The following is a 26,362-nucleotide window of genomic DNA, read 5'->3' on the forward strand; positions in this document are numbered from 1 at the left end:
ATGCACGCACCGACCATGCCGCGCGCCCGCACCGTCGTCATCGATACCTTGCCGCCGCCCGCGAAGCTCTACGGGCGCGCCCTGCCCGCGCTCTTCAGGCGCTCGCGCGCGCCCGAACTGCCCGCGATCCGGCTCGTGCGTCCCAATGTGAAGCTCGACGCCGAGCAGGTCGGCCGCTATGCGCGCGTGTGCGGGTTCATCCCGGAGCACGGCGTGCCGCTCACGTTCCCGCACGTGCTCGCGTTTCCCTTGCATCTGATGATGCTCACCGATCCGTCGTTTCCGTGGTCCGCGCTCGGCGTCGTGCATCTATCGAACAGCGTGCGCTTGCGGCGGCCGCTCGCGGCGGGTCAGAACTTGCGCATCGAGGTGGAGTGCGGGCCGCTCGTGCCGCATCAAAAAGGCCAGGCGTTCACGCTGCATACGCGCATCTACCGGCGCGGCGAAGCCGTGTGGGACGGCGACAGCGTCTATCTGAAGCGCGGCGTGAGAAGCGAGAGCGCCGCGCCGCCGACCGACGTGATCGAGGCCGCCGATGCACGCGTGCCGCTCCTCGCCCGCGAAGCGCGCTGGCAGCTTCCGCCGCAACTCGGACGCGATTACGCGAAGGCATCGGGCGACTTCAATCCGATCCATCTGCACATGCTGAGCGCGAAGGCGTTCGGCTTTCCGCGCGCGATCGCGCACGGCATGTGGACGCTCGCGCGCACGCTCGCGGCGCTGCATCCGGTCAAGGCGCTCGCGTCCGGATATGCGCACGGCGATTTCAAGTCGCCGCTTTATATCCCCGGCGACGCGACGCTGTGGACCGCCGCGCCCTCGTCCGCCGCGCGCGATTTCGAAGTGCGCGATCTCGCGGGCGACCGGCCGCATCTGCGCGGCCATTTCGAATGGGAGCTGCCATGAGCGACGCGCGGCATGAGGTTCGCAGGGTGGCGATCATCGGCAGCAACCGCATTCCGTTCGCGCGCTCGAACACGGCTTACGCGAGCGCATCGAATCAGGACATGCTGAGCTTCACGCTGCAAGGGCTCGTCGATCGCTACGGCCTGCACGGCATGCGGCTCGGCGAAGTGGCGGCGGGCGCGGTCGTCAAGCATTCGCGCGACTTCAACCTGACGCGCGAAGCCGCGCTCTCAACGACGCTCGCGAAGGAAACGCCCGCCTACGACGTGCAGCAGGCCTGCGGCACCGGCCTCGAAACGGTGATCCTGGTCGCGAACAAGATCGCGCTCGGACAGATCGACGTGGGCATCGCGGGCGGCGTCGATACGGCGTCGGATGCGCCCATCGCCGTGAACGAGCGCATGCGCAAGATTTTGCTCGAAGCGAATCGCGGACGTTCGGCGGGGCAACGCCTCGGCGCGTTCGCGAAGCTGCGGCCCGGCATGTTCTTCAGACCGCTTCTGCCGCGCAACGCGGAGCCGCGCACGAACCTCTCGATGGGCGAGCATTGCGAACTGATGGCCAAGCGCTGGAAGATTTCGCGCGACGCGCAGGACGCGCTCGCGGAAGAAAGTCATCGCAAGCTCGCGGCGGCCTATGGGCGCGGCTTCTTCAACGATCTGATGACGCCGTACAAGGGCCTCGCGCGCGACAACACCCTGCGCGCCGATGTGTCGCTGGATCAGCTTTCGCAACTGAAACCCGTATTCGATCGCGACGCGGGCACGCTGACCGCGGGCAACTCGACGCCGCTCACGGATGGCGCATCGGCGGTGCTGCTCGCCTCCGAGCAATGGGCCGCCGAGCGCGGACTGCCCGTGCAGGCGTTCCTGACGCACTCCGCGACCGCAGCCGTCGATTACTTCGACAAGCGCGAAGGCCTGTTGATGGCGCCCGCCTACGCGGTGCCGTCGATGCTCGCGCGCGCCCGTCTCGCGCTGCAGGATTTCGATTTCTACGAGATCCACGAAGCATTCGCGGCGCAAGTGCTGTGCACGCTCGCCGCGTGGGAAGACGACGAATACTGCCGCACGGCGCTCGGCCTCGACGCGCCGCCCGGCTCCATCGACCGCGCGCGACTCAACGTGAACGGCGGCTCGCTCGCGACGGGCCATCCGTTCGCCGCGACGGGCGGGCGCATCGTCGGCACGCTCGCGAAGATGCTCGCGAAGGCGCCCGCGCGCGGCGACGGCCAGCCGCTGCGCGGTCTGATCTCGATCTGCGCGGCGGGCGGTCAGGGTGTCGTCGCGATACTTGAGCGGTAAGCAGCAGACGTAGAAACACGAGGCGTGCTATCGACGTGTAGCAACGAGATGCGTTGCGCCAACGGAGACACCACATGAGCCCGGGACAGGCAGCGCCGCGCGGAGCCCTCGTGCCGCACGCGACGGACGGCATCTGGTATGCGTCGTATCCGCCGGATGTCGCGCGCGAGATCGATCCTTCGCGCTATCGCTCGCTCGCGCATTTCTTCGACGAATGCGTCGGGCGGTTTCGGGATCGCGTCGCGTTCGTGAGCCTCGGCTCGGCACTCAAGTTCGCCACGCTCGGCCAGAAGGCGCATGCGTTCGCATCGTATCTGCAGGACATCGGCGTGAAGCCCGGCGACCGCGTCGCGCTCATGATGCCCAACACGCTCGCCTATCCCGTCACGATGTTCGGCACGCTGATCGCGGGCGCGATCGTCGTCAACGTGAATCCGCTCTATACGGCGCGCGAGCTCGGTCAGCAGTTGAAGGACAGCGGCGCGCAGACCATCGTCGTATTCGAGAACTTCGCGAAGACCGTGCAGGACGCGCAGCCGGGCACGCGCGTGAGGAACATCGTCGTGACCGGCATCGGCGATCTCCTCGGCAAGGGGCTCAACGTCAAGGGCCGCGCGATCGATCTGCTCGTGCGTCACGTGAAGAAGCAGGTGCCCGCCTACAGCCTGCCCGATGCGGTCCGCCTGCCGCAAGCGCTCGCACGCGGCGCAAGGCGCGAGTTCGATCCGGTGCGGGTCGGTCATGGCGATATCGCGTTCATTCAATACACCGGCGGCACGACGGGCGTCGCGAAAGGCGCGATGCTCACGCATCGCAATGTGATCGCCAATCTGCTGCAGGCGCTCGAATGGGCTGGCGGACGGCTCGTCGACGGCCACGAGATCATCGTCACGCCGCTGCCGCTCTATCACATCTATTCGCTGACGGTGAACGCGCTCGCCTTTCTCGCGATCGGCGCGCGCAATGTGCTGATCGTCAATCCGCGCGACATCCGTGCGCTCGTGCGGGCGCTGCGTCACGAAAACTTCACGGCGATCACCGCGCTCAACACGCTCTACAGCGCGCTCATGGACAACGAAGACTTCCGCAAGCGCGACTTCTCCGCGCTCAAGCTCGCGATGGCGGGCGGCATGGCGACCCAGCGCGTGATCGCCGAACGCTTCAGGGCGATGACCGGCCAGTCGCTCGTCGAAGGCTACGGCCTCACCGAATGCTCGCCGCTCGTCTGCGCGACGCCGCTCGATGCGCATGGCGACAGCGCCTTCGCCGGAACGATCGGCGTGCCGGTGCCGTCCACGATGGTGCGCCTGCGCCGCGAGGACGGCGCCTGGGCGAACGTCGACGAACCCGGCGAGCTCTGCGTGCAGGGCCCGCAAGTGATGAAAGGCTACTGGAACCGTCCCGAAGACACGGCGCAGGCGATCGACGCGGACGGCTGGCTCGCGACCGGCGACATCGGTGTGATGGATGCGCGCGGCATCATCCGGCTCATCGACCGCAAGAAGGACATGATGATCGTATCGGGCTTCAACGTGTATCCGAACGAGATCGAGGATGTGCTCGCGGCGCATCCGAAGGTGCGCGCGGTGGCGGCCGTGGGCGTGCCCGATCCGGTGACGGGCGAGCGCGTGAAGGCGTTCGTCGTGCGCCGCGACGACTCGCTCACGGTGGAAGAACTGCTGAAGTTCGCCCGTTTACACCTGACCGGCTATAAGGTGCCTACGTACGTCGAGTTCCGCGACGCGCTGCCGCTCACGACGATCGGCAAGGTGTTAAGGCGCGAATTGCGCGAAGCCGGATTGCAATCACCGAAACCGCAGGATCAGCTTTAGGAGATGCTCATGCTGCGTGCGCGATGCCGCCGGACGCTGGACTTGCGGCTCGCCCGCGCGTGCCTCTTCTGCTTCTGCGCGATGTTCGCGAGCCTCTTCGCACACGCGCAAACCAAGGACGACATCGCACAGATCGCCGATCTCGGCGTCGAGCAGCAGGTGCAATGGCTCTCGCAGGCGGCCGCGAGCGGCGCGCTCGCGAAGCTCGACGATGCCCGGCTCGTCGCCGTCTTCCGCTCGCTCGATGCGCGCACCGTGCCGCGCTATTTGCAGGAAGGCCTGCGCGACTTCGCGTCGTGCGAGTTCACGATGCGCCGGCGCGAGCGCATCAACGGAAAATGGCCGAAGCGCGCGGATCACATGCTCGTGCGCGTCACGCGCGAGCCGCTGCGCATCTACGCCAAATGGCTGCCCGATGGCGCGCACGCGGGCCAGGAAGTCATCTACGACGATTCTAGGCGCCCCGATCAGCTCTACGGTCATCTCGGCGGTTTCCTGAGCGTCGTGCCGATGTGGACCTCGGTGAACGGCGTGCTCGCCCGCGCGCAGTCGAATCACTCGATCCGCGAACTCGGCATCGACGCGATCACGCAGCGCTTCATCGACGAGGGACGCAAGTTCGCGGAAGCGGGCATCACGAAGCCGTCGAGCATCGACGTGAAGACCGTCGACGGAATGCGCGTGGTCGCCTTCACGTATGAAACGCCCGATGGACAACCCGAGTTCTACGCGAAGAAGGAAGTGCTCGGGCTCGACCTCGAGCGGCCGGTCTTTCGCACGCTGGAGTCGTACGACAACGACGGCGCAATTTTTGAAAGCGTCGTGTTCGAGCGCATCGAAACCAAACCCTTCGACGATCTGACGTTCGACCCGAAAAATCCCGACTATCGCTTCTGATCGAAGCCTTAATGAAACGCCCCCTGACTTCGTGACACGTGGTGTAACAACGGGTTTCACTGCGCGCCGTGCGTCTTAAGTTTCGCCTAAGAGTCGGCCGATAATCTGCCCGCATCCCATCGACATCAAGGTCTGCGCACAGGCGTCATGCCGAAAGCGCCGCGTATCGTCATGCAAACTTGAGGACATCTTTCATGAACCTCCGCCGTCCGGCTTCCGCACCCGTGCGAGCCATCAAAAAGCTTCTGAGCCACCACGAAATCGCCACGCTGCTTCTCCTGATGCACGCGCCCATCGACGTCATGGCGGCCACGCCCGATGTCGCCTCGCTGCAGGAATACGGGTATGTCGAGATCGTATCGGCGGACGCGGGCAAGCCGGAGGTGCGGCTCACGGAAGACGGCGACGCGGTGCTGCGCGGCCTCGGCGTCAAGTAAAGGCACTCTCCGAACCGGGCCTGCGGACGCCCGCTAGCGCGAACTCTGTAATAATCGGTCGATCCCTTTCACCATCGACCAAGGAGTGATTCGCGATGTCCGCCCTCTCGCCCATCCTGCAGCGTGTGCTCATCACCAACGACGACGGCATCGACGCCCCCGGCCTCGCCGTGCTCGAAGCGGTCGCCGCCGAACTCGCGCACGAAGTCTGGGTGATCGCCCCCGAGCACGATCAGAGCGGCACGTCGCACTCCATCAGCCTGCACTCGCCGCTGCGCATATCGCGTCAGGGCGAGCGGCGCTACGGCGTGCAAGGCACGCCCGGCGATTGCGTCGTGATGGCCGCGCGTCACATCATGAAGGACGCGCCGCCCACGCTCGTGCTTTCCGGCATCAACCGCGGCGCGAATCTGGGTGTCGAAACGATGTTCTCCGGCACCGTCGGCGCCGCGATGACGGGCCTGCTGCTCGGCCTGCCGTCGATCGCACTGAGCCAGGCATTCACCGATCGCGAGAACGTGCGCTGGGATACGGCGCGCGCGCTGGCGCCGGGCGTGATCAGCCAGCTGCTTTCGATTTCCCACGACGCGCCCACGTGCCTGAACGTCAATTTCCCCGATTGCGACGCGTCCGCCGCCGGTCCGCTCACCGTGACGCGGCAAGGCGTCGGGCTCGTGGAAGGCATCGATGTGCTGCCGCTCGTCGATCCGCGCGGCATCGACTATCACTGGCTGCGCTTTCAGCGCGGCCCGCGCCCGAATTCGCCCGATAGCGAAACGGCGGTGGTGGCGTCCGGCCGCGTGTCGGTCACGCCGCTGCATTTCGATCGCACCGACGAGCGCACCTTCGCCACGCTCGAAGCGGGTCTGAAGCGCGGCGTCTGAGTGCCCGACGCGCGCCGCTAGAACGTTTCCTCCCAGACGAAGCCGATCGCTTTCTCGTATGCTCCAGCGATCACGACAAGGAGACGATATGACCCGTTCCATCGGCCGGCGCGGCGTGCGCCCGATGCTCGGCGCGCTCTGCGCCACCCTCGCTGCGAGCGCGTTCGCGCAGGCGGCGACGCCCGTCGGCACCTGGCAGACCATCGACGATCAGACCGGCAAGCCGAAAGCGATCATCCAGATCGTCGATGACGGCAGCGGCCAGTTGTCCGGCAAGGTCGTGCGCGGCATCGGCGAGTTCGATCATCCCGACAGACGCTGCACGGCCTGCACCGACGAGCGCAAGGATCAGCTGATCAAGGGCATGACGATCATCACCGGGATGAGACAGGACGGCGAGACATGGGACGGCGGCCGGATTCTCGATCCCGAAAGCGGCAAGCTCTACAAGTGCAGGATGAAGCTCGAGGACAGCGGGCAGAAGCTCGTCGTGCGCGGGTATGTCGGCATGTCGCTGCTGGGACGATCCCAGACGTGGGTGCGCCAGCAATAAGCGATGCGCGGCGAGCGCCGGAAAAGATAAAGCCGGTCGAAGATGATTCTCTTCGACCGGCTTCTTCATTGCGCCGCGGACTTCTATGGTCCGCAGGCTCAGGCGGCGTGACGCTCGTGCGCTGGCGGCACTGCCGGCACTTCAGCGCTTTCGGGCTTGAACTCCGCCGGCACGCGCATGCGGGACGTCATCAACGAGTAGAGCGACTCGCCTGCCGGCCCGAACAACTGAGTCATCACGCGCAACAGCACGCCCGACTCGTGCCATGCCTTGAAACGCCGATGGCAGGTCTGATACGACGGATATTTGCGCGGCAGCGTGGACCACGACGCGCCGCTGTACATGACCCAGAGCACACCGTTGAGCACGGCGCGGGTATTAGCGAGCGGCCGGCCCCGCAACTCCGAACGCGGACGCAGTTCGGGAAGCAGCGGTGCCACCATTTGCCATTCTTCGTCGGACAAGTCGCGATAGGGCTTCACGGTATTCTCTCCAATTTGCTGTCTGATTACCGGCATCGACGATACCGAGTACCCGAGAGCAGGCAAATAAGAGTGATCCGAATCCTGAAAAAGCCCGAAAAGCCTTATGCCGATTGGCTAGCGGCAGTTTTTTGATTCTCGTATTAGGTCAGCGAAATATCCGCGACACGCCGTGGCGCCTCCAGATATTCCTTCGACTGCATCTCGACGATACGCGACACGGTACGCGCGAACTCGTTGGCCATCGGCCCTTCGACGTACAACTCCTCCGCCGGCACCGCCGCCGACATCAGCAGCTTCACCTTGTGGTCGTAGAACACGTCGATGAGCCACGTGAAGCGGCGCGCCTCGGACGCCATGCGCGGCGTCATCTGCGGCACGTCGGACAGAATCACCGCGTGAAACCGGTTCGCCAGTTCGAGATAGTCGTTCTGCGAGCGCGGACCGCCGCACAACGTGGCGAAGTCGAACCACACGACGCCGTCGGCCTTGCGCAGCGCCTTGATTTCACGCTTCTCGATATGCAGGATCGGGCTTTCGTCGGGCACGGCCGCGAGCTTGGCGAAGTCCGCGCGCAACGCCTTGTCGGCGGCGGCGCCGAGCGGCGTGTGATAAGCCTGCACCTGTGACAACGTGCGCTTGCGATAGTCGGTGCCGGCATCGACATTGAGCACGTCGAGATGCTGCTTGATGAGCTCGATCGCCGGCAGCAGACGATCGCGATGCAGCCCTTCCGGATACAGCGTGTCCGGCTCGTAATTGGACGTCATCACGAACTGCACGCCGTTCTTGAACAGCCGGTCGAGCAGGCGATACAGAATCATCGCGTCGGCGATATCGGACACGTGGAACTCGTCGAAGCAGATCAGCCTGTATCGTTTGACGATGCGCTTCGCGAGTTCGTCGAGCGGATCGGCCTGCCCTTTCAGTTCTTCCAGCTCGCGATGCACTTCGCGCATGAACTCGTGGAAATGCAGGCGCGTCTTGCGCTGCACGGGCACGACCGCATAGAAGCTGTCCATCAGGAAGCTCTTGCCGCGACCGACGCCGCCCCACATGTAGACACCGCGCGGCAAGTCCGGATGCACGAGAAACTTCTTGAGCGCGTTGGAGCGGCGCGACTTGTACGCGACCCACTCTTCGTAGCAGCGCTGCAGGCGCGCGACCGCCGCGAGCTGCGCCTCGTCCGATTGATAACCCCGCGTGCGCAGTTCGTTTTCGTAGTATTCGGTGACGTTCATCTTCTGCCGTTCGAAGTGACGAAGGCGAGCGGTTTGATCCGCTCGCCTTCGTTGCGATGCCTTGCGTGTTGCCCGAAGTCGAGCCGAATTACATGTTCAACGCGCGCTTGTCGACGGCGAGCGCCGCTTCACGCATCACTTCCGACAGCGACGGATGCGGATGGCAAATGCGGCCGATGTCTTCCGACGCCGCCTTGAACTCCATCGCAACAACCGCTTCCGCGATCAGATCCGACGCATCCGCCGCAATGACGTGCACGCCGAGGATTTCATCGGTCTTCGCGTCGGCGATCATCTTGACGAAGCCTTCCGCCTTGCCGATGCCGAGCGCGCGGCCATTGGCCATCATCGGGAACTGGCCGGTCTTGATCTCACGGCCTTCGGCCTTGAGCTGCTGCTCGGTCTTGCCGACCCACGCGATTTCCGGTTCCGTGTAGATGACCCACGGCACGCAGTTGTAGTCGATGTGCGGCTTCTGACCGTCGATGATCTCCGCCACCGCCACGCCTTCGTCTTCCGCCTTGTGCGCGAGCATCGGGCCGCGAACCACGTCGCCGATCGCGTAGACATTCGGCACGCTCGTCGCGCAGTGATCGTCCACGTCGATGAAGCCGCGCTCGTTGGCCTTCAGTCCGATCGACTCGAGACCGAGGTTATCGGTGTTCGGCACGCGGCCGATCGACACGATCAGACGATCCGCTTCCAGCGTCTGCGCGTTGCCCGCGTTGTCCGTGTAGGCGATCGACACGCCGTTGGCCGACGTCTTCACTTCGCCGATCTTCACGCCGAGGTGGATGTCGAGACCTTGCTTCTTGAACTGCTTCGCGGCTTCCTTCGCGAGCGATTCGTCCGCTGCGCCCAGGAATTGCGGCAGCGCTTCGAGCACGGTCACGTCCGCGCCCAGACGACGCCACACCGAGCCGAGCTCCAGACCGATCACGCCCGCGCCGATCACGGCGAGCTTCTTCGGCACGGAGTCGAACGACAGCGCGCCTTCGTTGTCGGCGATGAGCGTGTTATCGACCGGGATGCCCGGCAGATGACGCGCCTTCGAGCCCGTCGCGATGATCACGTTCTTCGCCGTGACGACTTCGGTCTCGCCTTCGCCCGACACTTCGATCTGCACGCCGGCCGCGTTCTTGCCCGTGAATTTGCCATGACCCTTGAGCCACGTGATCTTGTTCTTGCGGAACAGGAACTCGATGCCCTTCGTCATCTTCTCGACGATGCCGTCTTTACGCGCGAGCATCTTCGACACATCGAGCTTCACGTCCGACACGCTGATGCCGTGATCGGCCAGATGCTTCGACGCATTCTCGAATTCTTCCGACGACGCGAGCAGCGCCTTCGACGGAATGCAGCCCACGTTCAGGCACGTGCCGCCGAGCTTCAACGCGCCCGCCGGGTTCTTCCACTTCTCGATACACGCAACCGTCTTGCCGAGCTGCGCTGCGCGAATCGCCGCGATATAGCCGCCAGGGCCCGCGCCGATCACGACGACATCAAATTCCTTGGACATGACTTTCCTTTTTTGAACTCCGCTCCTGCGGAGACGCCTCGAACAGCGCGCGCGAGCCTATCGCGCGCGCCGAGGCACGATGCTTTTTACAGGTCCAGCAGCAGACGGGCCGGATCTTCCAGCGCGTCCTTCATCGCGACCAGCGACAGCACGGCTTCGCGGCCGTCGATGATGCGGTGGTCGTAGGACAGCGCGAGGTAGTTCATCGGACGGATCACGATCTGGCCGTTCTCGACGACCGGACGTTCCTTCGTCGCGTGCACGCCGAGGATCGCGGACTGCGGCGGGTTGATGATCGGCGTCGACAACATGGAGCCGAACACGCCACCGTTCGAGATGGAGAACGTGCCGCCGGTCATTTCCTCGATCGACAGCTTGCCGTCCTTCGCCTTCTGGCCGAATTCGGCGATCTTCTTCTCGATGTCGGCGAGGCTCATTTGATCTGCATTACGCAGGATCGGCACGACCAGGCCGCGCGGCGAACCGACCGCGATACCGATGTCGAAGTAGCCGTGATAGACGATGTCGTTACCGTCGATCGATGCGTTCACGAGCGGGAACTTCTTCAGCGCGTGCACGGCGGCCTTCACGAAGAACGACATGAAGCCGAGCTTCACGCCATGTTCCTTCTCGAAGCGATCCTTGTACTTGTTGCGCAGATCCATGACCGGCGCCATGTTGACTTCGTTGAACGTCGTCAGGATGGCGTTGGTCTGCTGCGACTCGAGCAGACGCTCGGCGATACGCGCACGCAGACGCGACATCGGCACGCGCTGTTCCGGGCGGTCCTTGAGCCACTGATCGGCCGATGCGGGAGCCGAAACCTGCGGCAGCGACGGCTTCGCGGCACGCGCGGGCGCTGCGGCCGGAGCCGGCGCGGCAGCCTTGGCGGCGGCGGGTGCGCCAGCCTGAGCGGCGAGCGCGTCGCCCTTCGTGATGCGGCCGTCGCGGCCCGAACCCGACACCTGATCTGCCGACACGCCCTTCTCGGCGAGGATCTTCGTCGCGGCCGGCGATGCAGCACCGCCCGTCGATGCCTGTGCGGCAGCCGGAGCGGCAGCAGCCGTTTCCGCGACCGGCGCGGGCTTCACTTCGGCGTCGCCCGCAGCGGCGACGGCGGCAGGCGCTTCGCCCGCTTTCGCTTCGGTGTCGATCTTCGCGATGAGTTCGTCGGCGGTGACGATATCGCCGTCGTGCTTGATCACTTGCGCCAGCACGCCGGCGGACGGCGCGGGCACTTCGAGCACGACCTTGTCGGTCTCGATCTCGATGAGGATTTCGTCCTGCGCGACAGCCTCACCCGGCTTCTTCTTCCATTGCAACATGGTCGCTTCCGAGACCGACTCGGAAAGCTGGGGAACCTTGACTTCTACGATAGCCATTTCTGTATCTTCCTGATGCGTGTCTGTGTGTGTACGAGCAGCGAGACCGGGGAACATCCGTTCGCCCGGCCTCGATCAAGCAATGCTTACTTCGCGATGGTCTGCGCGCCCTTCAGGCGGCCGAACGCGCCTTCCACGAGCGCCTTCTGCTGCTCGTAGTGCTTCGCGTAGTAGCCGACCGCCGGCGACGCCGAAGCCGGACGGCCGCTGTAGGCCAGCTTCATGCCTTCGCGCATGCCTTCGCGCAGATGGTGCTCGATATAGAACCAGGCGCCCTGGTTCTGCGGCTCGTCCTGCACCCAGACCACTTCGGTCGCGTTTTCGTACTTCTTGAGTTCCGCGTCGAACTGCTTGTGCGCAAACGGATACAGCTGCTCGATACGCACGATGGCGACATCGTTGCTCTTCGCTTCGCGGCGATGCGCGACGAGGTCGTAATACACGCGGCCCGAGCACACGACCACGCGCTTGACCTTCTTCGCCTCGATCGCTTCGTCGACTTCACCGATGACCGGCTGGAACGAGCCCTTCGACAGTTCCGACAGATCCGACACGGCTTCCTTGTGACGCAGCAGCGACTTCGGCGTCGCGATGATCAGCGGCTTGCGGAACAGTCGGATCATCTGACGGCGCAGCAGGTGGAAGATCTGCGCCGGCGTCGTCGGCTGGACCACTTGCATGTTGTGATCCGCGCACAGTTGCAGGAAGCGCTCGATACGCGCCGACGAGTGCTCCGGACCCTGGCCTTCGTAGCCGTGCGGCAGCATCATCGTGAGACCGGAGACGCGGCCCCACTTCACTTCGCCCGACGAGATGAACTGGTCGATCACGACCTGCGCGCCGTTCACGAAGTCGCCGAACTGCGCTTCCCACGCGACGAACGTGTTCGGCTCAGCCGTCGAATAGCCGTACTCGAAGCCGAGCACCGCTTCTTCGGACAGCACGGAGTCGATCACCGTGAACTTCGCCTGGCCTTCCGCGATGTTCTGCAGCGGAATGTAGGTGCCGTCGTTCCAGCGCTCGCGGTTCTGATCGTGCAGCACCGCGTGACGGTGCGTGAACGTGCCGCGGCCCGAGTCCTGGCCCGTCAGACGCACGGCGTAGCCCGATGCGACCAGCGATGCGAACGCGAGATGCTCGCCCATGCCCCAGTCGAGCTTGGATTCGCCCAGGCCCATCGCACGGCGGTCATTGATGACGCGCTCGACGAGCGGGTGAACCTTGAAGTTTTCCGGGATCGTCGTGATGCGCTCGGCCAGACGCTTCAGTTCGGCAAGCGGCACGGCGGTGTCGGCCGCGTCGGTCCACTTGCGGTTCAGGAACGGAACCCAGTCCACCGCGTACTTGCTCTTGTAGTTCGAGAGCACCGGATCGACGGTGTGATGGCCTTCGTCCATCGCCTGACGGTATTCCTTGACGAAGTTGTCCGCGTCTTCGGCCGTGATCACGCCCTGCTGCACGAGCCTTTCCGCGTAGACGGCGCGCGTGCCCGGATGCTTCGCGATGGTCTTGTACATCAGCGGCTGCGTGACCGCCGGCGTGTCCTGCTCGTTGTGGCCGAGCTTGCGGAAGCAGATGATGTCGACGACCACGTCCTTGTGGAACTTCATGCGGAAGTCGATCGCGAGCTGCGTCGCGAGCACCACGGCTTCGGGATCGTCGCCGTTCACGTGCAGCACCGGCGCCTCGATCATCTTGACGACGTCCGAGCAGTACAGCGTCGAGCGCGCATCGCGCGGGTCCGACGTCGTGAAGCCGATCTGGTTGTTGATGACGATATGCAGCGTGCCGTACGTGCCGTAACCGCGCGTCTGCGCGAGGTTCAGCGTTTCCATCACGACGCCCTGGCCCGCGAAGGCCGCGTCGCCGTGAACCTGAACCGGCAGCACTTGCAGGCCTTCTTCGTCGCCGCGGCGATCCATACGCGCCTTGGCCGAGCCTTCGACCACCGGATTCACGATTTCCAGGTGCGACGGGTTGAACGCGAGCGACAGGTGCACCGGGCCGCCTTCCGTCGCGACATCCGACGAGAAGCCCTTGTGGTACTTCACGTCGCCGGCCGGCAGGTCATCGACGTGCTTGCCTTCGAATTCGGCGAAGAGGTCCGCCGGCATCTTGCCGAGCGTATTGACCAGCACGTTCAGACGGCCGCGGTGCGCCATGCCGATGACGATTTCCTGCACGCCGCTCTTGCCCGCGTGACGCACGACTTCGTCCATCGACGCGATGAAGCTCTCGCCTCCTTCCAGCGAGAAGCGCTTCTGGCCAACGTATTTGGTGTGCAGGAAACGCTCGAGGCCTTCGGCGGCCGTCAGGCGGTTCAGGATGTGCTTCTTCTTGTCGTTCGAGAAGTTCGGCGTCGAGCGGATCGACTCGAGCTTCTCCTTCCACCAGCGCTTCTGCTCGGGATCGCTGATGTACATGAACTCGGCGCCGATCGTGCCGCAGTACGTATCGCGCAGCGCCTTGACGATGTCGCGCAGCGATGCCTGCTCGAAACCGAAGTACAGGTTGTTCGCGTTGAACACCTGGTCCATGTCGGCTTCGGTGAAGTCGTAGAAGCCGGGTTCGAGTTCGGGAATGGGAGGACGCTCGCGGCGCTTGAGCGGATCGAGATTCGCCCATTGCGTGCCGAGGAAGCGATACGCGCCGATGAGGGATTGAACGAAGACTTGCTTTCGCGCGGTGGTCAGATCACCGGTGCTTTCACGCGGCAGGAAGGCGTTCGCCTTCGCGCGCTGGGCGAAGGATTCGACGATGGGGCCGTGGGCCACGTCGTTGTGAGCCGTGCCGTCGGATGCGGGCACGTTCTGCAACGCGTCGAAGTAAGCTCGCCAGGTCTCGGGCACTGACGCGGGATTATCGAGATATTGCTCGTACAACTCTTCGACGTACGGAGCATTACCGCCGAACAGATAAGAGTTCGACTGGAATTGCTTCATCATTTTACGCTCACCTTTCTTCGAGTTTCTCGAGGAAGTGCGGGTTACGAAACCTTCCGCGCCACGGCCTGACCGTTTAGCGGATTGCGCGAATCAAGTCTGCTTGGAAGGACCTAAAAAGCGACAGCTAATCCGAGAAGCATAGCACAGAACCAATCGTCATATGACCGATCGCCGCATGTGCGCCAGCTTCGTCATCCTTTATGCAACAAGGATGTGCGGGCTTTTGTGAGATACGCAAGGGTCTCTTGCACGGCATCGGAAAACGAAAAAGCCGCCCGAAGGCGGCTTTTTTTTTGCACGAAGCGAACCGATGCTTAGTCGGCCGATGCCTCGCGGCTCGCGCGGCGACGCTCGTGCTCCTTCAGGTGACGCTTGCGCAGGCGAATGGACTGCGGCGTCACTTCGACGAGCTCGTCGTCGTCGATGAATTCGACCGCATATTCCAGCGACAGCGAGATCGGCGGAACGAGACGCACGGCTTCGTCGGTGCCCGACGCGCGCACGTTGGTGAGCTGCTTGCCCTTGATCGGGTTCACGACGAGGTCGTTGTCGCGGCTGTGAATGCCGATGATCATGCCTTCGTACAGCGCATCGCCCGGCGACACGAACATGCGGCCGCGATCCTGCAGCTTCCACAGCGCGTACGCGACGGCGGCGCCATCATCCTGCGAAATCAGCACGCCATTGCGACGCTCGCCGACCGAGCCTTCCTTCACCGGCGCGTACGAATCGAACGTGTGGCTCATCAGGCCCGTGCCGCGCGTGAGCGTGAGGAACTCGCTCTGGAAGCCGATCAGACCGCGCGCCGAAATCTTGTACTCGAGACGCGTGCGGCCACGGCCGTCGGACGTCATGTCGAGCATTTCGCCCTTGCGACGGCCGAGCTCTTCCATCACGCCGCCCTGATGGCCATCTTCGATATCGACGGTCAGGTTTTCGTACGGCTCGCACTTCACGCCGTCGATTTCCTGGAGCACCACGCGCGGACGCGACACGGCCAGCTCGTAGCCTTCACGGCGCATGTTCTCGACCAGAATCGTGAGGTGCAGCTCGCCACGTCCCGACACTTCGAACGTGGTTTCGTCGCCCGTGTCTTTCACGCGCAGCGCGACGTTGTGATTCAGTTCCTTCGTCAGACGATCGCGAATCTGGCGGCTCGTGACGAACTTGCCTTCCTTGCCCGCGAGCGGCGACGAGTTCACGAGGAAGTTCATCGTGAGCGTCGGTTCGTCGACGGTGATCATCGGCAGCGCTTCGGGCTGTTCCGGCGAGCAGATCGTCACGCCGATGCCGATTTCCTCGATGCCGTTGATCAGCACGATATCGCCTGCTTGCGCTTCTTCGACCTGCACGCGCTCGAGGCCGTGGAACGACAGCACCTGATTGATCTTGCGATTCAGAATGGCGCCGTCCGGGCCCGAACGCACGGCCACTTGCATGCCCGGGCGGATACGGCCGCGCGCGACACGGCCCACACCGATACGGCCGACATACGAGTTGTAGTCGAGCGACGTGATCTGCAGTTGCAGCGGAGCGTCCGGATCGGCGGGGCGCACGGGAACGTGCTGAAGGATCGCTTCGAACAGCGGGCGCATCGTGCCTTCGCGCGTTTCCGGCTCGAGGCTCGCGTAGCCGTTCAGGCCCGACGCGTACACCACCGGGAAATCGAGCTGCTCTTCGGTCGCGCCGAGCTTGTCGAAGAGATCGAAGGTCTGGTTGATCACCCAGTCGATGCGCGCGCCCGGACGGTCCACCTTGTTGATCACGACGATTGGCTTGAGGCCGAGCGCGAGCGCCTTCTTCGTGACGAAGCGCGTTTGCGGCATCGGGCCTTCGACGGCGTCGACGAGCAGCAGCACGGAATCGACCATCGAGAGCACGCGCTCGACTTCACCGCCGAAGTCCGCGTGTCCCGGCGTATCGACGATATTGATGTGCGTGCCTTCGTATTCGACGGCGCAGTTCTTGGCCAGGATCGTGATGCCACGTTCCTTTTCGATGTCGTTCGAGTCCATGACCCGTTCGGCGACCTGCTGGTTTTCCCGGAACGTGCCCGACTGACGGAGCAACTGGTCGACGAGCGTGGTCTTGCCGTGGTCGACGTGGGCAATGATGGCGATATTGCGGAGGGCGCGAGTCATATAGAGATGTCTTGGTTGTGCGCCGTCGGAGGAAGCCTCAACTACGAGACTCCATGGCTCGTCAGCCCCTCTTGAACCATCATGCGAAGCATGAGTACGCGGGCCCGGCGCGGTGAGAACCGAAAATTATAGCACGCACGAATGACCTTATCCGGCAATAGGACTCAACCCGTAACTGTCGGCGCAAGCGCCCGCCCGGAATCCGCCACCGCAACGAAGCCGCCGATTGTTAAGCATTTCCAGAAAAGATTCTTGCAGCGCCTGAAACGCACGCCTATAATGCTGCCTAGTCAACTATTGCATTCGCACCGTTATTTACAAATGAGCGACGCCCCGAAATCCACGGCGATCGGCGATTACGTGCTGGCCGAGAGCGTCGGCTACCTGATCGGCCGAGTGCGCTCGACCATGTGGAACATGGTCACGCAGCATACGAGCTCCGAGCTGAACATCACGGGGACGCAGGCGAGCATCGTCTTCATGCTGGCCGTCGGCAAGTGCGCGACGGCGGCCGACATCGCCCGCGAATACGGCATCGACGCGAGCGCGGTCACGCGTCTCATCGACCGTCTGGAAAAGCGCAGCCTGCTCTCGCGCGTGCGCAGCGAGGAAGACCGGCGCGTCGTGCGCCTCGCGCTCACCGACGAAGGTCAGGCAACCGCCGAGAAGATTCCCGCCATCTTCGCGCGCGTGCTCGATCATCTGTTGACGGGCTTCACGCCGGAGGAAGTGGGCTTCCTGAAGAGCATGCTAAGACGAATTCTCGCGAATTCGTGCGACCCCTCCGTGGCATCGCTGCTCAACTGCAATGATAAGCCTGGTACGTGATTGCAGCGTCAAGCAAATCGGCGCCGCATCGCCTTACAAGATCATTGCAATGTCCATCTTTAATTCTCATCTCAAGAGACGAGATATGAAACACCTTTCCCTGTCCGCGCAGCCCTTCCCGAGCCGTGTCAAAGGCGCCGCGGCCTCGGTCGTCGCCGCGTTGGCGTTCGCGGGCTGCGCGAACTACTCGGGCATTTCGAGCGACAAGCAGATTGCGTCGCCGGACAATTTCGAGGCGACGCAAAGCGTGCCCGGGCAAGGCGGCCAATGGCCGACGCTCGACTGGGCGAAGCAGTTCGGCGATCCGCAACTGCCGCAGTTGATCGACGAGGCGCTCGCCGACAACCCGAGCATCGCGCAGGCGCAGGCGCGCATCGCGAAGGCGTCGTCGTATACCGAGACATCGCGCTCGGCGCTCTATCCGAAGGTCAACGGCTCGTATTCGTGGACCCGCGAACTGTATTCGGCCAACGCCCTCTTCCCGCCGCCCTATGGCGGCACCTGGTACAGCGAGAACAACGTGCTCGCGAGCGCATCGTGGGAACTGGATCTGTGGGGCAAGAACCGTTCGCGGCTGAACATGGCGGTGTCGCAGCAGAAGGCCGCCGAGGCGGACATGCAGCAGGCGCGCGTGACGCTCGCGGCGTCGGTTGCGCGCACCTACAACCAGTTCGCGCTGCTCTACGCGCTGCGTGATGTCGCCCAGCGCGAAATCGCGAACCGGCAGGACGTCGGCCGCATCACGAACGGGCGCGTCGCGGCCGGGCTCGACACCAACGTCGAGCGCCGCACCGCGGAAGGCAATGTCGCGACGAGCCAGACGAACTCGACCGAGCTCGACGGCCAGATCGAAACCGTGCGCTATCAGCTCGCGGCGCTGCTCGGCAAGGGCCCGGACCGCGGTCTCAAGATCACCAAGCCCGTGATCGATCCGAACGTCAACGTGACGCTGCCCGACAACGTGCCCGCCGATCTCGTCGCGCGCCGCCCGGATATCGTCGCCGCGCGCTGGCAGGTCGAAGCCGCGACGCACAACATCAAGGAAGCGAAGGCCGAGTTCTTCCCGGACATCAATCTCGCGGCGGCGTTCGGTTTCGACGCGTTCGGCTGGAGCCGCTTCCTGCAGGCGAGCAGCCGCCAGATCCAGATCGGGCCGGCGGTGCATCTGCCGATCTTCGATGCAGGCGCCCTGCGTGCCCAGCTGAAAGGCCGCTATGCCGATTTCGAAGGCGATGTCGCGAACTACAATCAGACGCTCATCAACGCGATGAACGACGTTGCGACGAATATCTCGGCGATCCGCTCGCTCGACAAACAGATGGCCGACGCGAACCGCGCGCTCACGGCGGCGTCGAGCGCCTACCAGCTCGCGGTGATCCGCTACAAGGCGGGCCTCTCGCCGCAACTGCAGGTGCTCAACGCCGACGAGAACCGTCTCGCCAACGAGCAGACCGTGACGAATCTGCGCCTGAAGCGCACCGATCTGCAGATCGCGCTGATCAAATCGCTCGGCGGCGGCTTCGACGCGACGAGCACCAATCTGGCGATCGACGGCAGCGGGCAGCAACAGGCGAGCGCGCAAGCGGCGGATCAGGCCGCGCCGTCGAAATAAGCCGCGCGCAAGAACACGCATCAGACCAAATACGAAATATTCGGAGTCTTTCATGAGCGACCCTCAACAAACCGCCGCCGCGCCCGCGCCGAAACAGAGCAACGGCAAGCGCCGCCGGCTGATGACGCTGATCGTGCTCGTCATCATCATCGCCGCCGTCGCGTACGGGCTGTACTACTTCCTCATCGCGCGCTTTCACGAAAGCACCGACGACGCCTATGTGAACGGCAACGTCGTGCAGATCACGCCGCAGGTCGTCGGCACGGTGATCTCGGTGAACGCGGACGATACGCAGACCGTGAAGGTCGGCGATCCGCTCGTCACCCTCGATCCCGCCGACTCGAAAATCGCGCTGGATCAGGCCGAGGCGAATCTCGCGCAGACCGTGCGCCAAGTGCGCACGTTCTTCGTGAACAACAACCAGTACGAAGCGCAGATCGCATTGCGCCGCTCGGACCTTTCGCGCGCGCAGGACGATCTGAAGCGCCGCATGCAGGTCGCGCAGACGGGCGCGGTGTCGCAGGAAGAAATCTCGCACGCCCGCGACGCGGTGCGCGGCGCGCAGGCCGCGCTCGACGCCGCCGAGCAGGAACTCGCGTCGAACCGCTCGCTCACGGCCAACACGACGATCGCCGATCACCCGAACGTGCTCGCCGCCGCCGCGAAAGTGCGCGACTCGTACATCAACTACGCGCGCAACACGCTGCCGGCGCCGGTGACGGGCTATGTCGCGAAGCGCTCGGTGCAGGTCGGCCAGCGCGTGTCGCCGGGCAATCCGCTGATGGCGATCGTGCCGCTGAACGCCGTGTGGGTCGACGCGAACTTCAAGGAAGTGCAGTTGAAGCACATGCGCATCGGTCAGCCGGTCGAACTGACGGCCGATCTCTACGGTTCGAGCGTGGTGTATCACGGCAAGGTGATCGGCTTCTCGGCGGGCACGGGCTCGGCGTTCTCCCTCCTGCCCGCGCAGAACGCGACGGGCAACTGGATCAAGGTCGTGCAGCGCCTGCCGGTGCGTATCGAGCTCGATCCGAAAGAATTGCAGGATCATCCGCTGCGCATCGGTCTGTCGATGAACGTCGACGTGACGATCAAGAACGAGGAAGGCGGCCAGCTCGGCAACGCTCAGAACACGGTGTATCAGACCAACGTGTTCGACAACTACGGCGCGCAGGCCGATCAGGAAATCGCGCGCATCATCCAGCAGAACGCGGGCACGGGCGCCGGAGCGCCCGCGCAGAGCTCGTCGTCGGCCCCGCGCGGCAAGGCGACGAAGTCGGCATCGGCTGCGAAGCTGATGTAAGCGGATTCGGCTCATGTCTTCGCAAAACGTCGTTCATCCGCCGCTGTCGGGCGGAAAACTCGTCATCGGGACGATCGCCGTGTCGCTCGCGGTGTTCATGAACGTGCTCGACACGTCGATCGCGAACGTCTCGATTCCGTCGATCTCCGGCGATCTCGGCGTGTCGTCGGATCAGGGCACGTGGGTCATCACGTCGTTCGCGGTCGCCAACGCGATCTCGGTGCCGCTCACCGGCTGGCTCACGCAGCGAGTCGGCCAGGTGCGGCTCTTCCTCGGCTCGATCATCCTGTTCGTGATCGCGTCGTGGCTGTGCGGCCTCGCGCCGACGCTGCCCTTCCTGCTCGCCGCGCGCGTGTTTCAGGGCGCGGTCGCCGGCCCGATGATCCCGCTCTCGCAAACGCTCCTGCTCGCGAGCTATCCGCGCGAAAAGGCGCCGATGGCGCTCTCGATGTGGTCGATGACCACGCTCATCGCGCCGGTCGCGGGCCCCGTGCTCGGCGGCTGGATTTCCGACAACATCTCGTGGCCGTGGATCTTCTACGTGAACATCCCGGTGGGCATCGCGGCGGCGATCGCCACGTTCGCGATCTTCCGCGACCGCGATTCCGCCATCCGCAAGGCGCCGATCGATACGGTCGGGCTTACGCTGCTCGTCGTCTGGGTCGGCTCGCTGCAGATCATGCTCGACAAGGGCAAGGATCTCGACTGGTTCAACTCCACGACGATCGTCGTGCTCGCGCTGATCGCGGTGATCTCGTTCGCGTTCTTCATCGTGTGGGAGCTGACGGCGGAGCATCCGGTCGTGGATCTTTCGCTGTTCGAGCTGCGCAATTTCACGGGCGGGACGATCGCGCTGTCGATCGGCTATGGGCTCTACTTCGGCAATCTCGTGCTGCTGCCGCTGTGGCTGCAGACCGATATCGGCTATACCGCGACGAACGCCGGTCTCGTGATGGCGCCCGTCGGCCTCTTCGCGATCCTGCTCTCGCCGCTCACCGGCAAGTTCCTGCCACGCACCGATCCGCGCTACATCGCGACGGCCGCGTTCCTCGTGTTCGCGCTATGTTTCTGGATGCGCTCGCGCTACACGACCGGCGTCGATACGTGGGCGCTCACGGTGCCGACGTTGATTCAGGGCATCGGCATGGCGGGCTTCTTCATTCCGCTCGTGTCGATCACGCTGTCAGGCTTGCCGGGGCATCGGATTCCGGCGGCATCCGGCTTGTCGAACTTCGTGCGGATCATGTGCGGCGGCATCGGCACGTCGATTTTCTCGACGGCGTGGGAGCATCGCTCGATCGTGCATCACGCGCAGCTCGTCGAAGGCGCGAACGCGTATAACCCGGTGTTCGCGAACTCGATGCAGCAAATGAACGCGCTCGGCTTCTCGCAAGAGCAGGCGCGAGGCCTGTTCAACAGCATGGCCACGCAGCAGGCTGCGCAGCTCGGCGTGAACGACATGTTCTATATCTCGGCGGGGATTTTCGTCGCGCTGATCGCGCTGATCTGGATCACGCGGCCCGAGCGTTCGGGCGGCGGGGATTCGGCGGCGGCGGCATCGGCGGCGCATTGATCGCCTTGCCCGCTTGAAAAAAAGAGCCCGGTTCAAAACTTGACCGGGCTCTTTTCATTGTGCCGTGACGATCAATCGTTCAGGCGCAAGCACACCCTCTCCCGCGCGCGCTACGCCGAGCAATCGACCACCTTCTTGCGCATAGACGCGCACGCGGCCTTCTTCGAGGCGCGTTTTCACGACATCGGCGAGCTTCAGCCGCTGGCCATGCAGAAAGCGCTTGGTCGCTTCCTCGTTCAATTGAACCGCGGGGAACGTGGACAAGAGCGCATCGACAGGCTGAAGCCGTTCGTCGCGCTCCGGTTCGCTCAGGCTGGCGAGCTGATCCAGCGTGACCGCGTGTTCGAGCGTCAGCGCGCCGACGCCCGTACGCCGCAGCGCCGTCAGATGCGCGCCGCAACCGAGCGTCTCGCCGATGTCCTCCGCCAGCGTGCGCACATACGTGCCCTTGCTGCACGTCACGCGAAACGTCACGAGCGGCAGCGCGCACGCGATCAACTGCAGCGCGTGAATCGTCACCCGGCGGCCTTCGCGCTCGACCGTCTGTCCGGCGCGCGCGTACTCGTAGAGCGGCTTGCCGTCGCGTTTGAGCGCCGAGTACATCGGCGGGACTTGCACGATCTCGCCGATGAATCGCTTCATCGCCTCGGCAACCGCCGCTTCATCGCACATGACTTCACGCGTATCGATGGCTTCGCCTTCGGCATCGCCCGTCGTGGTGCGAATGCCGAGGCGCATCGTCGCTTCATACGTCTTGTCAGCATCGAGCAGGTCTTGCGAGAACTTCGTCGCCTCCCCGAAGCACAGCGGCAGCAAGCCTGTCGCGAGCGGATCGAGCGTGCCCGTGTGGCCCGCCTTCTTCGCCAGATAAATCCGCTTCGCCTTGATGAGCGCATCGTTGCTCGACAGCCCGAGCGGCTTGTCGAGCAGCAGCACGCCGTCGAGCGCGCGGCGCGGAATCTTCGGCCGCGCCTGTTTCTCCGAACCGCTCATCGCTTACGCGCCTTCCTGATCGTCGTCGGCGTCCTTCGCGCGCGTCGCATTCGCTTCGTCGATCAGACGCGACATCTCGACGGCCTTCTCGATCGTCTGGTCATAGTGGAAATGCAGCGTCGGCACCGTGTGGATGTGCAGGCGCTTGAAGAGCATATTGTGCAGATGTCCCGCTGCGTGATTCAGACCCTGCTCGGTCTGCTTGGGGTCGCCCGTGAGCGTCGTGAAGTAGACCTTCGCGTGCGCGTAGTCGGGCGTGAGCTCGACGCTCTGGATCGTCACGAGCCCCACGCGCGGGTCTTTCACCTCGCGCATCAGCTCCGAAAGATCGCGCTGGATCTGGTCCGCAATCTGCACGTTGCGGTTCGCGGATGTCCGTTTTTTAGCCATGATGTCGTTTCCGTATTTCTTTTCTTACCGCCTGAAGCAAAAAGGGCGGAGGGAGCCACCAGGCCCACCCCGCCCTTTTATCAGCGGCTAACGCATTACAGCGTGCGAGCCACTTCCGTCACTTCGAAGACTTCGAACTGGTCGCCTTCGACGATGTCGCTGAAGTTCTTGATCGACATACCGCACTCGAAGCCCTGACGCACTTCCTTGACGTCGTCCTTGAAGCGCTTGAGCGAATCGAGCTCGCCGGTGTGGATCACGACATTGTTGCGAATCACGCGCACCGACGAGGAACGCTTGACCACACCGTCCGTGACCATACAACCCGCGATGAGACCGACCTTCGGCACGCGGATGACCTGACGCACCTCGACCATGCCCGTCACCGTCTCGCGCTTCTCCGGCGCGAGCATGCCGGACATCGCCGCCTTCACCTCATCCACTGCGTCGTAGATGATGTTGTAGTAACGGATGTCGATGCCGTTCGCCTCGGCCACCTTGCGCGCTTGTGCATCCGCACGCGTGTTGAAGCCGATGATGACCGCCTTCGAAGCCGTAGCCAGGTTGACGTCCGATTCGCTGATCGCGCCGACCGCGCTGTGCACGATCTGCACGCGCACTTCGCTGGTCGACAGCTTTTGCAGCGATTGCACCAGCGCTTCCTGCGAGCCCTGCACGTCCGCCTTGACGATGAGCGGCAGGTTCTGCACTTCGCCTTCGCCCATCTGCTCCAGCATGTTCTCGAGCTTCGCGGCCTGTTGCTTGGCCAGCTTGACGTCGCGGAACTTGCCCTGACGGAACAGCGCGATTTCGCGTGCCTTGCGCTCGTCCGGCAGCACGATGACTTCCTCGCCCGCCGCCGGCACTTCCGACAGACCCTGGATTTCCACCGGGATCGACGGGCCGGCTTCCTTGGTCGGCTTGCCGGTTTCGTCGAGCATGGCTCGGACGCGGCCGTAGGCACTGCCCGCGAGAACCACGTCGCCGCGGTTCAGCGTGCCCGACTGCACGAGGATGGTCGCAACCGGGCCCTTGCCCTTGTCCAGCTTGGCTTCGATCACGAGGCCCTTCGCGGCGGCTTCCACCGGCGCGGTCAGCTCCAGCACTTCGGCTTGCAGCGACACGTTTTCCAGCAGATCGTCGATGCCGCGGCCGGTCTTCGCCGACACTTCGATGAACGGCGAATCGCCGCCGTACTCTTCCGGCACCACGCCTTCCGCGACGAGCTCCTGCTTCACGCGCTCGGGGTTCGCTTCCGGCTTGTCGATCTTGTTGATCGCCACGACGATCGGCACGCCGCCCGCCTTCGCGTGGGCAATCGCTTCCTTCGTCTGCGGCATCACGCCGTCATCGGCCGCAACGACCAGAATGACGATGTCGGTTGCCTTCGCGCCGCGCGCACGCATGGCCGTGAAGGCCTCGTGACCCGGCGTGTCGAGGAAGGTGATGACGCCACGCGGCGTATCGACGTGATATGCGCCGATATGCTGCGTGATGCCGCCGGCTTCGCCCGCCGCCACTTTCGCGCGACGGATGTAGTCCAGCAACGAGGTCTTGCCGTGGTCGACGTGACCCATCACGGTGACGACCGGCGGACGCGGCAGCTTCTCTGCGGTGTCTTCGGTGGCTTCGCCTTCGATGAGCAGCGCTTCCGGATCGTCCAGCTTCGCCGCGACCGCGCGATGGCCCAGTTCCTCCACGACGATCATCGCGGTTTCCTGGTCCAGCACCTGGTTGATCGTGACCATCTGGCCGAGCTTCATCATCACCTTGATGACTTCCGAAGCCTTCACCGACATCTTGTGCGCGAGGTCCGCGACCGAAATGGTTTCCGGCACGTGCACTTCACGGATGATCGGCTCGGTCGGCGCCTGGAAGGACGTCGCCTGCTCCTGATGCTTGCCGCGTCCTTTCGGACCGCCGCGCCAGCCGCGATCGACGCCGCCGCTCGAATCGCCGCGCGTCTTGATACCGCGGCGCTTGGATGCGTCGTCCTGCTGCCAGCCGCCCTTGCCGCCGGCCTTCTTCTTGTCGCCTGCGCCTGCCGGAGCCGTCGATGCGGGCGCCGGAGCGCCGCCTGCAGCGGGCTTCTTCGCCGCGGGACGTGCCGCCTGCGCGCCTTCCGGCTTCGCGGGCTTGTGCAGCGTGCCCTTCGCTTCGGCGGCCTTCGCCGCTTCCGCCGGCTTCGGTGCGGGCGCGGGTTCCGGCGCCTTCACCTGCGCCTTGCGCGGCGTGTTCATCATTTCGCGGATGGCGCGCGCTTCGGCTTCGGCCGCCGCACGGCGCTTGGCGATGGCCTCCTGTTCGAGACGCGCCTTTTCGGCGGCTGCCTTCGCTTCTTCTTCCGCCTTCTTGGCGGCTTCACGCTGCGCGGCACGCTCGCTCGCGGCCTTCTCTTCAGCAGCCTTTTCGGCGGCCTTCGCGGCGGCTTCGCGTTGCGCGTCGTCGTTCTGCTTCGCTTCCTGCTTGGCTTCCGCCGTCGGCTGGGCGCGCGCTTCCTGACGCGCAGCCTGAGCCGCACGCGAGATTTCCGCCGCCTGAGCCGCGGCCGCCGCGCGGCGCGCCGCTTCCTCTTCCTGCTTGCGGCGCTCGGCTTCCGCCGCTTCCTCGCGGGCGCGGCGTTCGGCTTCTTCGCGCTCCAGTTGCGCCTGGCGCTCCTTCAGCTCGCGCTCTTCGCGCTCGAGCTGCTCGGCGGCATGGCGCGCTTCTTCCTCGCGACGCTGGAGTTCGGCCTCGTCGACTTCCGGCTCTTCGACATGATTCGTCGCCGGCTCGGGTTGCTCCGCGCCGGTTTCATCGCGCTTCACGAAAACACGCTTCTTGCGCACCTCGACCTGAATGGTGCGAGCTTTACCCGTTGCGTCGGATTGCTTGATTTCCGACGTATGCCGGCGGGTCAAAGTGATCTTGCGCTTGTCGGCGTCGGCGGAACCGTGCGACTTGCGCAAATGATCGAGCAGACGCGCCTTGTCCGTCTCGGACAGGTCGTCGTTCGCGCTCGCTTTCTGGACGCCAGCCGCCTGCAACTGCTCGAGCAGGACGCCCGCAGGCATTTTGAGTTCCGCGGCAAATTGGGCTACGTTGTTACTCGCCATTCATTCCTCTTGATGCAAGGATCAATCCTTGCGGTTAGATCGGGG

General features: G+C 64.2%; 20 protein-coding genes. 11 read left to right on the forward strand and 9 right to left on the reverse strand.

Annotation, left to right across the window (positions count from 1 at the left end; translation table 11 throughout):
* From AWB78_RS15395 to AWB78_RS15425, 7 genes are all read left to right on the forward strand, one after another.
* Nucleotides 1-906, forward strand: coding sequence for a MaoC/PaaZ C-terminal domain-containing protein (locus tag AWB78_RS15395; RefSeq protein ID WP_062605628.1), 906 nt, complete (start codon nt 1-3; stop codon nt 904-906).
* Entirely contained in the window at nt 903-2,210 is a 1,308-nt protein-coding gene (locus AWB78_RS15400; RefSeq protein ID WP_062605630.1) for an acetyl-CoA C-acetyltransferase, read from the forward strand. Before AWB78_RS15395 ends, AWB78_RS15400 begins: the two co-directional genes overlap by 4 nt.
* A 74-nt stretch (nt 2,211-2,284) precedes the next feature.
* Complete coding sequence (locus AWB78_RS15405; RefSeq protein ID WP_062605632.1) at nt 2,285-4,042, forward strand: AMP-binding protein; 1,758 nt, start codon at nt 2,285-2,287, stop codon at nt 4,040-4,042.
* Between the two features lie 9 nt (nt 4,043-4,051).
* Nucleotides 4,052-4,939, forward strand: a complete 888-nt coding sequence (locus AWB78_RS15410; RefSeq protein WP_062605748.1) for a DUF1571 domain-containing protein — start codon at nt 4,052-4,054, stop codon at nt 4,937-4,939.
* A 194-nt stretch (nt 4,940-5,133) separates the two neighbouring features.
* Nucleotides 5,134-5,376, forward strand: coding sequence for a hypothetical protein (locus tag AWB78_RS15415; protein WP_062605634.1), 243 nt, complete (start codon nt 5,134-5,136; stop codon nt 5,374-5,376).
* A gap of 95 nt (nt 5,377-5,471) precedes the next feature.
* Complete coding sequence (surE, locus tag AWB78_RS15420) at nt 5,472-6,260, forward strand: 5'/3'-nucleotidase SurE (protein ID WP_062605637.1); 789 nt, start codon at nt 5,472-5,474, stop codon at nt 6,258-6,260.
* 88 nt (nt 6,261-6,348) lie between these two features.
* Nucleotides 6,349-6,813 carry a DUF2147 domain-containing protein gene (locus tag AWB78_RS15425; protein ID WP_062605639.1) on the forward strand — a complete coding sequence of 155 codons (465 nt, stop codon included), beginning with the start codon at nt 6,349-6,351 and terminating at the stop codon, nt 6,811-6,813.
* Between the two features lie 98 nt (nt 6,814-6,911).
* On the opposite strand, the gene AWB78_RS15430 is transcribed toward AWB78_RS15425, so the two are convergent.
* The 6 genes from AWB78_RS15430 to typA all read right to left on the reverse strand — a co-directional run bounded on the left by AWB78_RS15430 (nt 6,912) and on the right by typA (nt 16,523).
* Entirely contained in the window at nt 6,912-7,295 is a 384-nt protein-coding gene (locus AWB78_RS15430; RefSeq protein WP_062605640.1) for a transposase, read from the reverse strand.
* Between the two features lie 143 nt (nt 7,296-7,438).
* On the reverse strand, nt 7,439-8,536 hold the full coding sequence (gene zapE, locus AWB78_RS15435) for a cell division protein ZapE (RefSeq protein WP_062605642.1): 1,098 nt from the start codon (nt 8,534-8,536) through the stop codon (nt 7,439-7,441).
* Nucleotides 8,537-8,624: 88 nt separating this feature from the next.
* Nucleotides 8,625-10,055: a dihydrolipoyl dehydrogenase gene (lpdA, locus tag AWB78_RS15440; protein ID WP_062605644.1), complete on the reverse strand. Its 1,431-nt coding sequence runs from the start codon at nt 10,053-10,055 to the stop codon at nt 8,625-8,627.
* Between the two features lie 86 nt (nt 10,056-10,141).
* Entirely contained in the window at nt 10,142-11,437 is a 1,296-nt protein-coding gene (gene odhB / locus AWB78_RS15445) for a 2-oxoglutarate dehydrogenase complex dihydrolipoyllysine-residue succinyltransferase (protein ID WP_062605646.1), read from the reverse strand.
* 86 nt (nt 11,438-11,523) lie between these two features.
* On the reverse strand, nt 11,524-14,382 hold the full coding sequence (locus AWB78_RS15450) for a 2-oxoglutarate dehydrogenase E1 component (protein ID WP_062605648.1): 2,859 nt from the start codon (nt 14,380-14,382) through the stop codon (nt 11,524-11,526).
* 314 nt (nt 14,383-14,696) lie between these two features.
* On the reverse strand, nt 14,697-16,523 hold the full coding sequence (gene typA, locus AWB78_RS15455) for a translational GTPase TypA (RefSeq protein WP_062605650.1): 1,827 nt from the start codon (nt 16,521-16,523) through the stop codon (nt 14,697-14,699).
* A 321-nt stretch (nt 16,524-16,844) separates the two neighbouring features.
* Here typA and AWB78_RS15460 point away from each other — a divergent pair, with 321 nt between their 5' ends.
* The 4 genes from AWB78_RS15460 to AWB78_RS15475 all read left to right on the forward strand — a co-directional run bounded on the left by AWB78_RS15460 (nt 16,845) and on the right by AWB78_RS15475 (nt 21,839).
* The gene (locus tag AWB78_RS15460; protein WP_062605652.1) at nt 16,845-17,351 is read left to right on the forward strand and encodes a MarR family winged helix-turn-helix transcriptional regulator; all 507 of its coding nucleotides are present in this window, start codon (nt 16,845-16,847) and stop codon (nt 17,349-17,351) included.
* Between the two features lie 85 nt (nt 17,352-17,436).
* Nucleotides 17,437-18,963 carry an efflux transporter outer membrane subunit gene (locus AWB78_RS15465; protein ID WP_062605654.1) on the forward strand — a complete coding sequence of 509 codons (1,527 nt, stop codon included), beginning with the start codon at nt 17,437-17,439 and terminating at the stop codon, nt 18,961-18,963.
* A gap of 52 nt (nt 18,964-19,015) precedes the next feature.
* The gene (locus AWB78_RS15470; RefSeq protein ID WP_062605656.1) at nt 19,016-20,266 is read left to right on the forward strand and encodes an HlyD family secretion protein; all 1,251 of its coding nucleotides are present in this window, start codon (nt 19,016-19,018) and stop codon (nt 20,264-20,266) included.
* Between the two features lie 13 nt (nt 20,267-20,279).
* The gene (locus tag AWB78_RS15475) at nt 20,280-21,839 is read left to right on the forward strand and encodes a DHA2 family efflux MFS transporter permease subunit (RefSeq protein ID WP_062605659.1); all 1,560 of its coding nucleotides are present in this window, start codon (nt 20,280-20,282) and stop codon (nt 21,837-21,839) included.
* A gap of 54 nt (nt 21,840-21,893) precedes the next feature.
* Here AWB78_RS15475 and truB read toward each other — a convergent pair whose 3' ends face one another.
* From truB to infB, 3 genes are all read right to left on the reverse strand, one after another.
* Nucleotides 21,894-22,832 (reverse strand): tRNA pseudouridine(55) synthase TruB, encoded by a 939-nt coding sequence (gene truB / locus AWB78_RS15480; RefSeq protein WP_062605661.1) that lies wholly within the window; start codon nt 22,830-22,832, stop codon nt 21,894-21,896.
* Nucleotides 22,833-22,835: 3 nt separating this feature from the next.
* A complete protein-coding gene (rbfA, locus tag AWB78_RS15485) occupies nt 22,836-23,222 on the reverse strand; it encodes a 30S ribosome-binding factor RbfA (protein WP_062605663.1) in 387 nt (128 codons plus the stop codon).
* Between the two features lie 95 nt (nt 23,223-23,317).
* On the reverse strand, nt 23,318-26,317 hold the full coding sequence (gene infB / locus AWB78_RS15490) for a translation initiation factor IF-2 (protein ID WP_062605665.1): 3,000 nt from the start codon (nt 26,315-26,317) through the stop codon (nt 23,318-23,320).
* Between the last annotated feature and the right edge of the window lie 45 nt (nt 26,318-26,362).

It is taken from the genome of Caballeronia calidae (genome assembly GCF_900044055.2).
Taxonomy (GTDB): Bacteria; Pseudomonadota; Gammaproteobacteria; order Burkholderiales; family Burkholderiaceae; genus Caballeronia; species Caballeronia calidae.

What these genes read in the sequence shown, in the direction of transcription:
- AWB78_RS15475 (WP_062605659.1), top strand. Translation starts at nt 20,280, where the DNA reads ATGTCTTCGCAAAACGTCGTTCATCCGCCGCTGTCGGGCGGAAAACTC.
- AWB78_RS15450 (WP_062605648.1), bottom strand. Translation starts at nt 14,382, where the DNA reads ATGATGAAGCAATTCCAGTCGAACTCTTATCTGTTCGGCGGTAATGCT.
- truB (WP_062605661.1), bottom strand. Translation starts at nt 22,832, where the DNA reads ATGAGCGGTTCGGAGAAACAGGCGCGGCCGAAGATTCCGCGCCGCGCG.
- infB (WP_062605665.1), bottom strand. Translation starts at nt 26,317, where the DNA reads ATGGCGAGTAACAACGTAGCCCAATTTGCCGCGGAACTCAAAATGCCT.
- zapE (WP_062605642.1), bottom strand. Translation starts at nt 8,536, where the DNA reads ATGAACGTCACCGAATACTACGAAAACGAACTGCGCACGCGGGGTTAT.
- typA (WP_062605650.1), bottom strand. Translation starts at nt 16,523, where the DNA reads ATGACTCGCGCCCTCCGCAATATCGCCATCATTGCCCACGTCGACCAC.
- surE (WP_062605637.1), top strand. Translation starts at nt 5,472, where the DNA reads ATGTCCGCCCTCTCGCCCATCCTGCAGCGTGTGCTCATCACCAACGAC.
- odhB (WP_062605646.1), bottom strand. Translation starts at nt 11,437, where the DNA reads ATGGCTATCGTAGAAGTCAAGGTTCCCCAGCTTTCCGAGTCGGTCTCG.
- rbfA (WP_062605663.1), bottom strand. Translation starts at nt 23,222, where the DNA reads ATGGCTAAAAAACGGACATCCGCGAACCGCAACGTGCAGATTGCGGAC.
- lpdA (WP_062605644.1), bottom strand. Translation starts at nt 10,055, where the DNA reads ATGTCCAAGGAATTTGATGTCGTCGTGATCGGCGCGGGCCCTGGCGGC.
- AWB78_RS15465 (WP_062605654.1), top strand. Translation starts at nt 17,437, where the DNA reads ATGAAACACCTTTCCCTGTCCGCGCAGCCCTTCCCGAGCCGTGTCAAA.
- AWB78_RS15470 (WP_062605656.1), top strand. Translation starts at nt 19,016, where the DNA reads ATGAGCGACCCTCAACAAACCGCCGCCGCGCCCGCGCCGAAACAGAGC.
- AWB78_RS15395 (WP_062605628.1), top strand. Translation starts at nt 1, where the DNA reads ATGCACGCACCGACCATGCCGCGCGCCCGCACCGTCGTCATCGATACC.
- AWB78_RS15400 (WP_062605630.1), top strand. Translation starts at nt 903, where the DNA reads ATGAGCGACGCGCGGCATGAGGTTCGCAGGGTGGCGATCATCGGCAGC.
- AWB78_RS15425 (WP_062605639.1), top strand. Translation starts at nt 6,349, where the DNA reads ATGACCCGTTCCATCGGCCGGCGCGGCGTGCGCCCGATGCTCGGCGCG.
- AWB78_RS15410 (WP_062605748.1), top strand. Translation starts at nt 4,052, where the DNA reads ATGCTGCGTGCGCGATGCCGCCGGACGCTGGACTTGCGGCTCGCCCGC.
- AWB78_RS15415 (WP_062605634.1), top strand. Translation starts at nt 5,134, where the DNA reads ATGAACCTCCGCCGTCCGGCTTCCGCACCCGTGCGAGCCATCAAAAAG.
- AWB78_RS15460 (WP_062605652.1), top strand. Translation starts at nt 16,845, where the DNA reads ATGAGCGACGCCCCGAAATCCACGGCGATCGGCGATTACGTGCTGGCC.
- AWB78_RS15405 (WP_062605632.1), top strand. Translation starts at nt 2,285, where the DNA reads ATGAGCCCGGGACAGGCAGCGCCGCGCGGAGCCCTCGTGCCGCACGCG.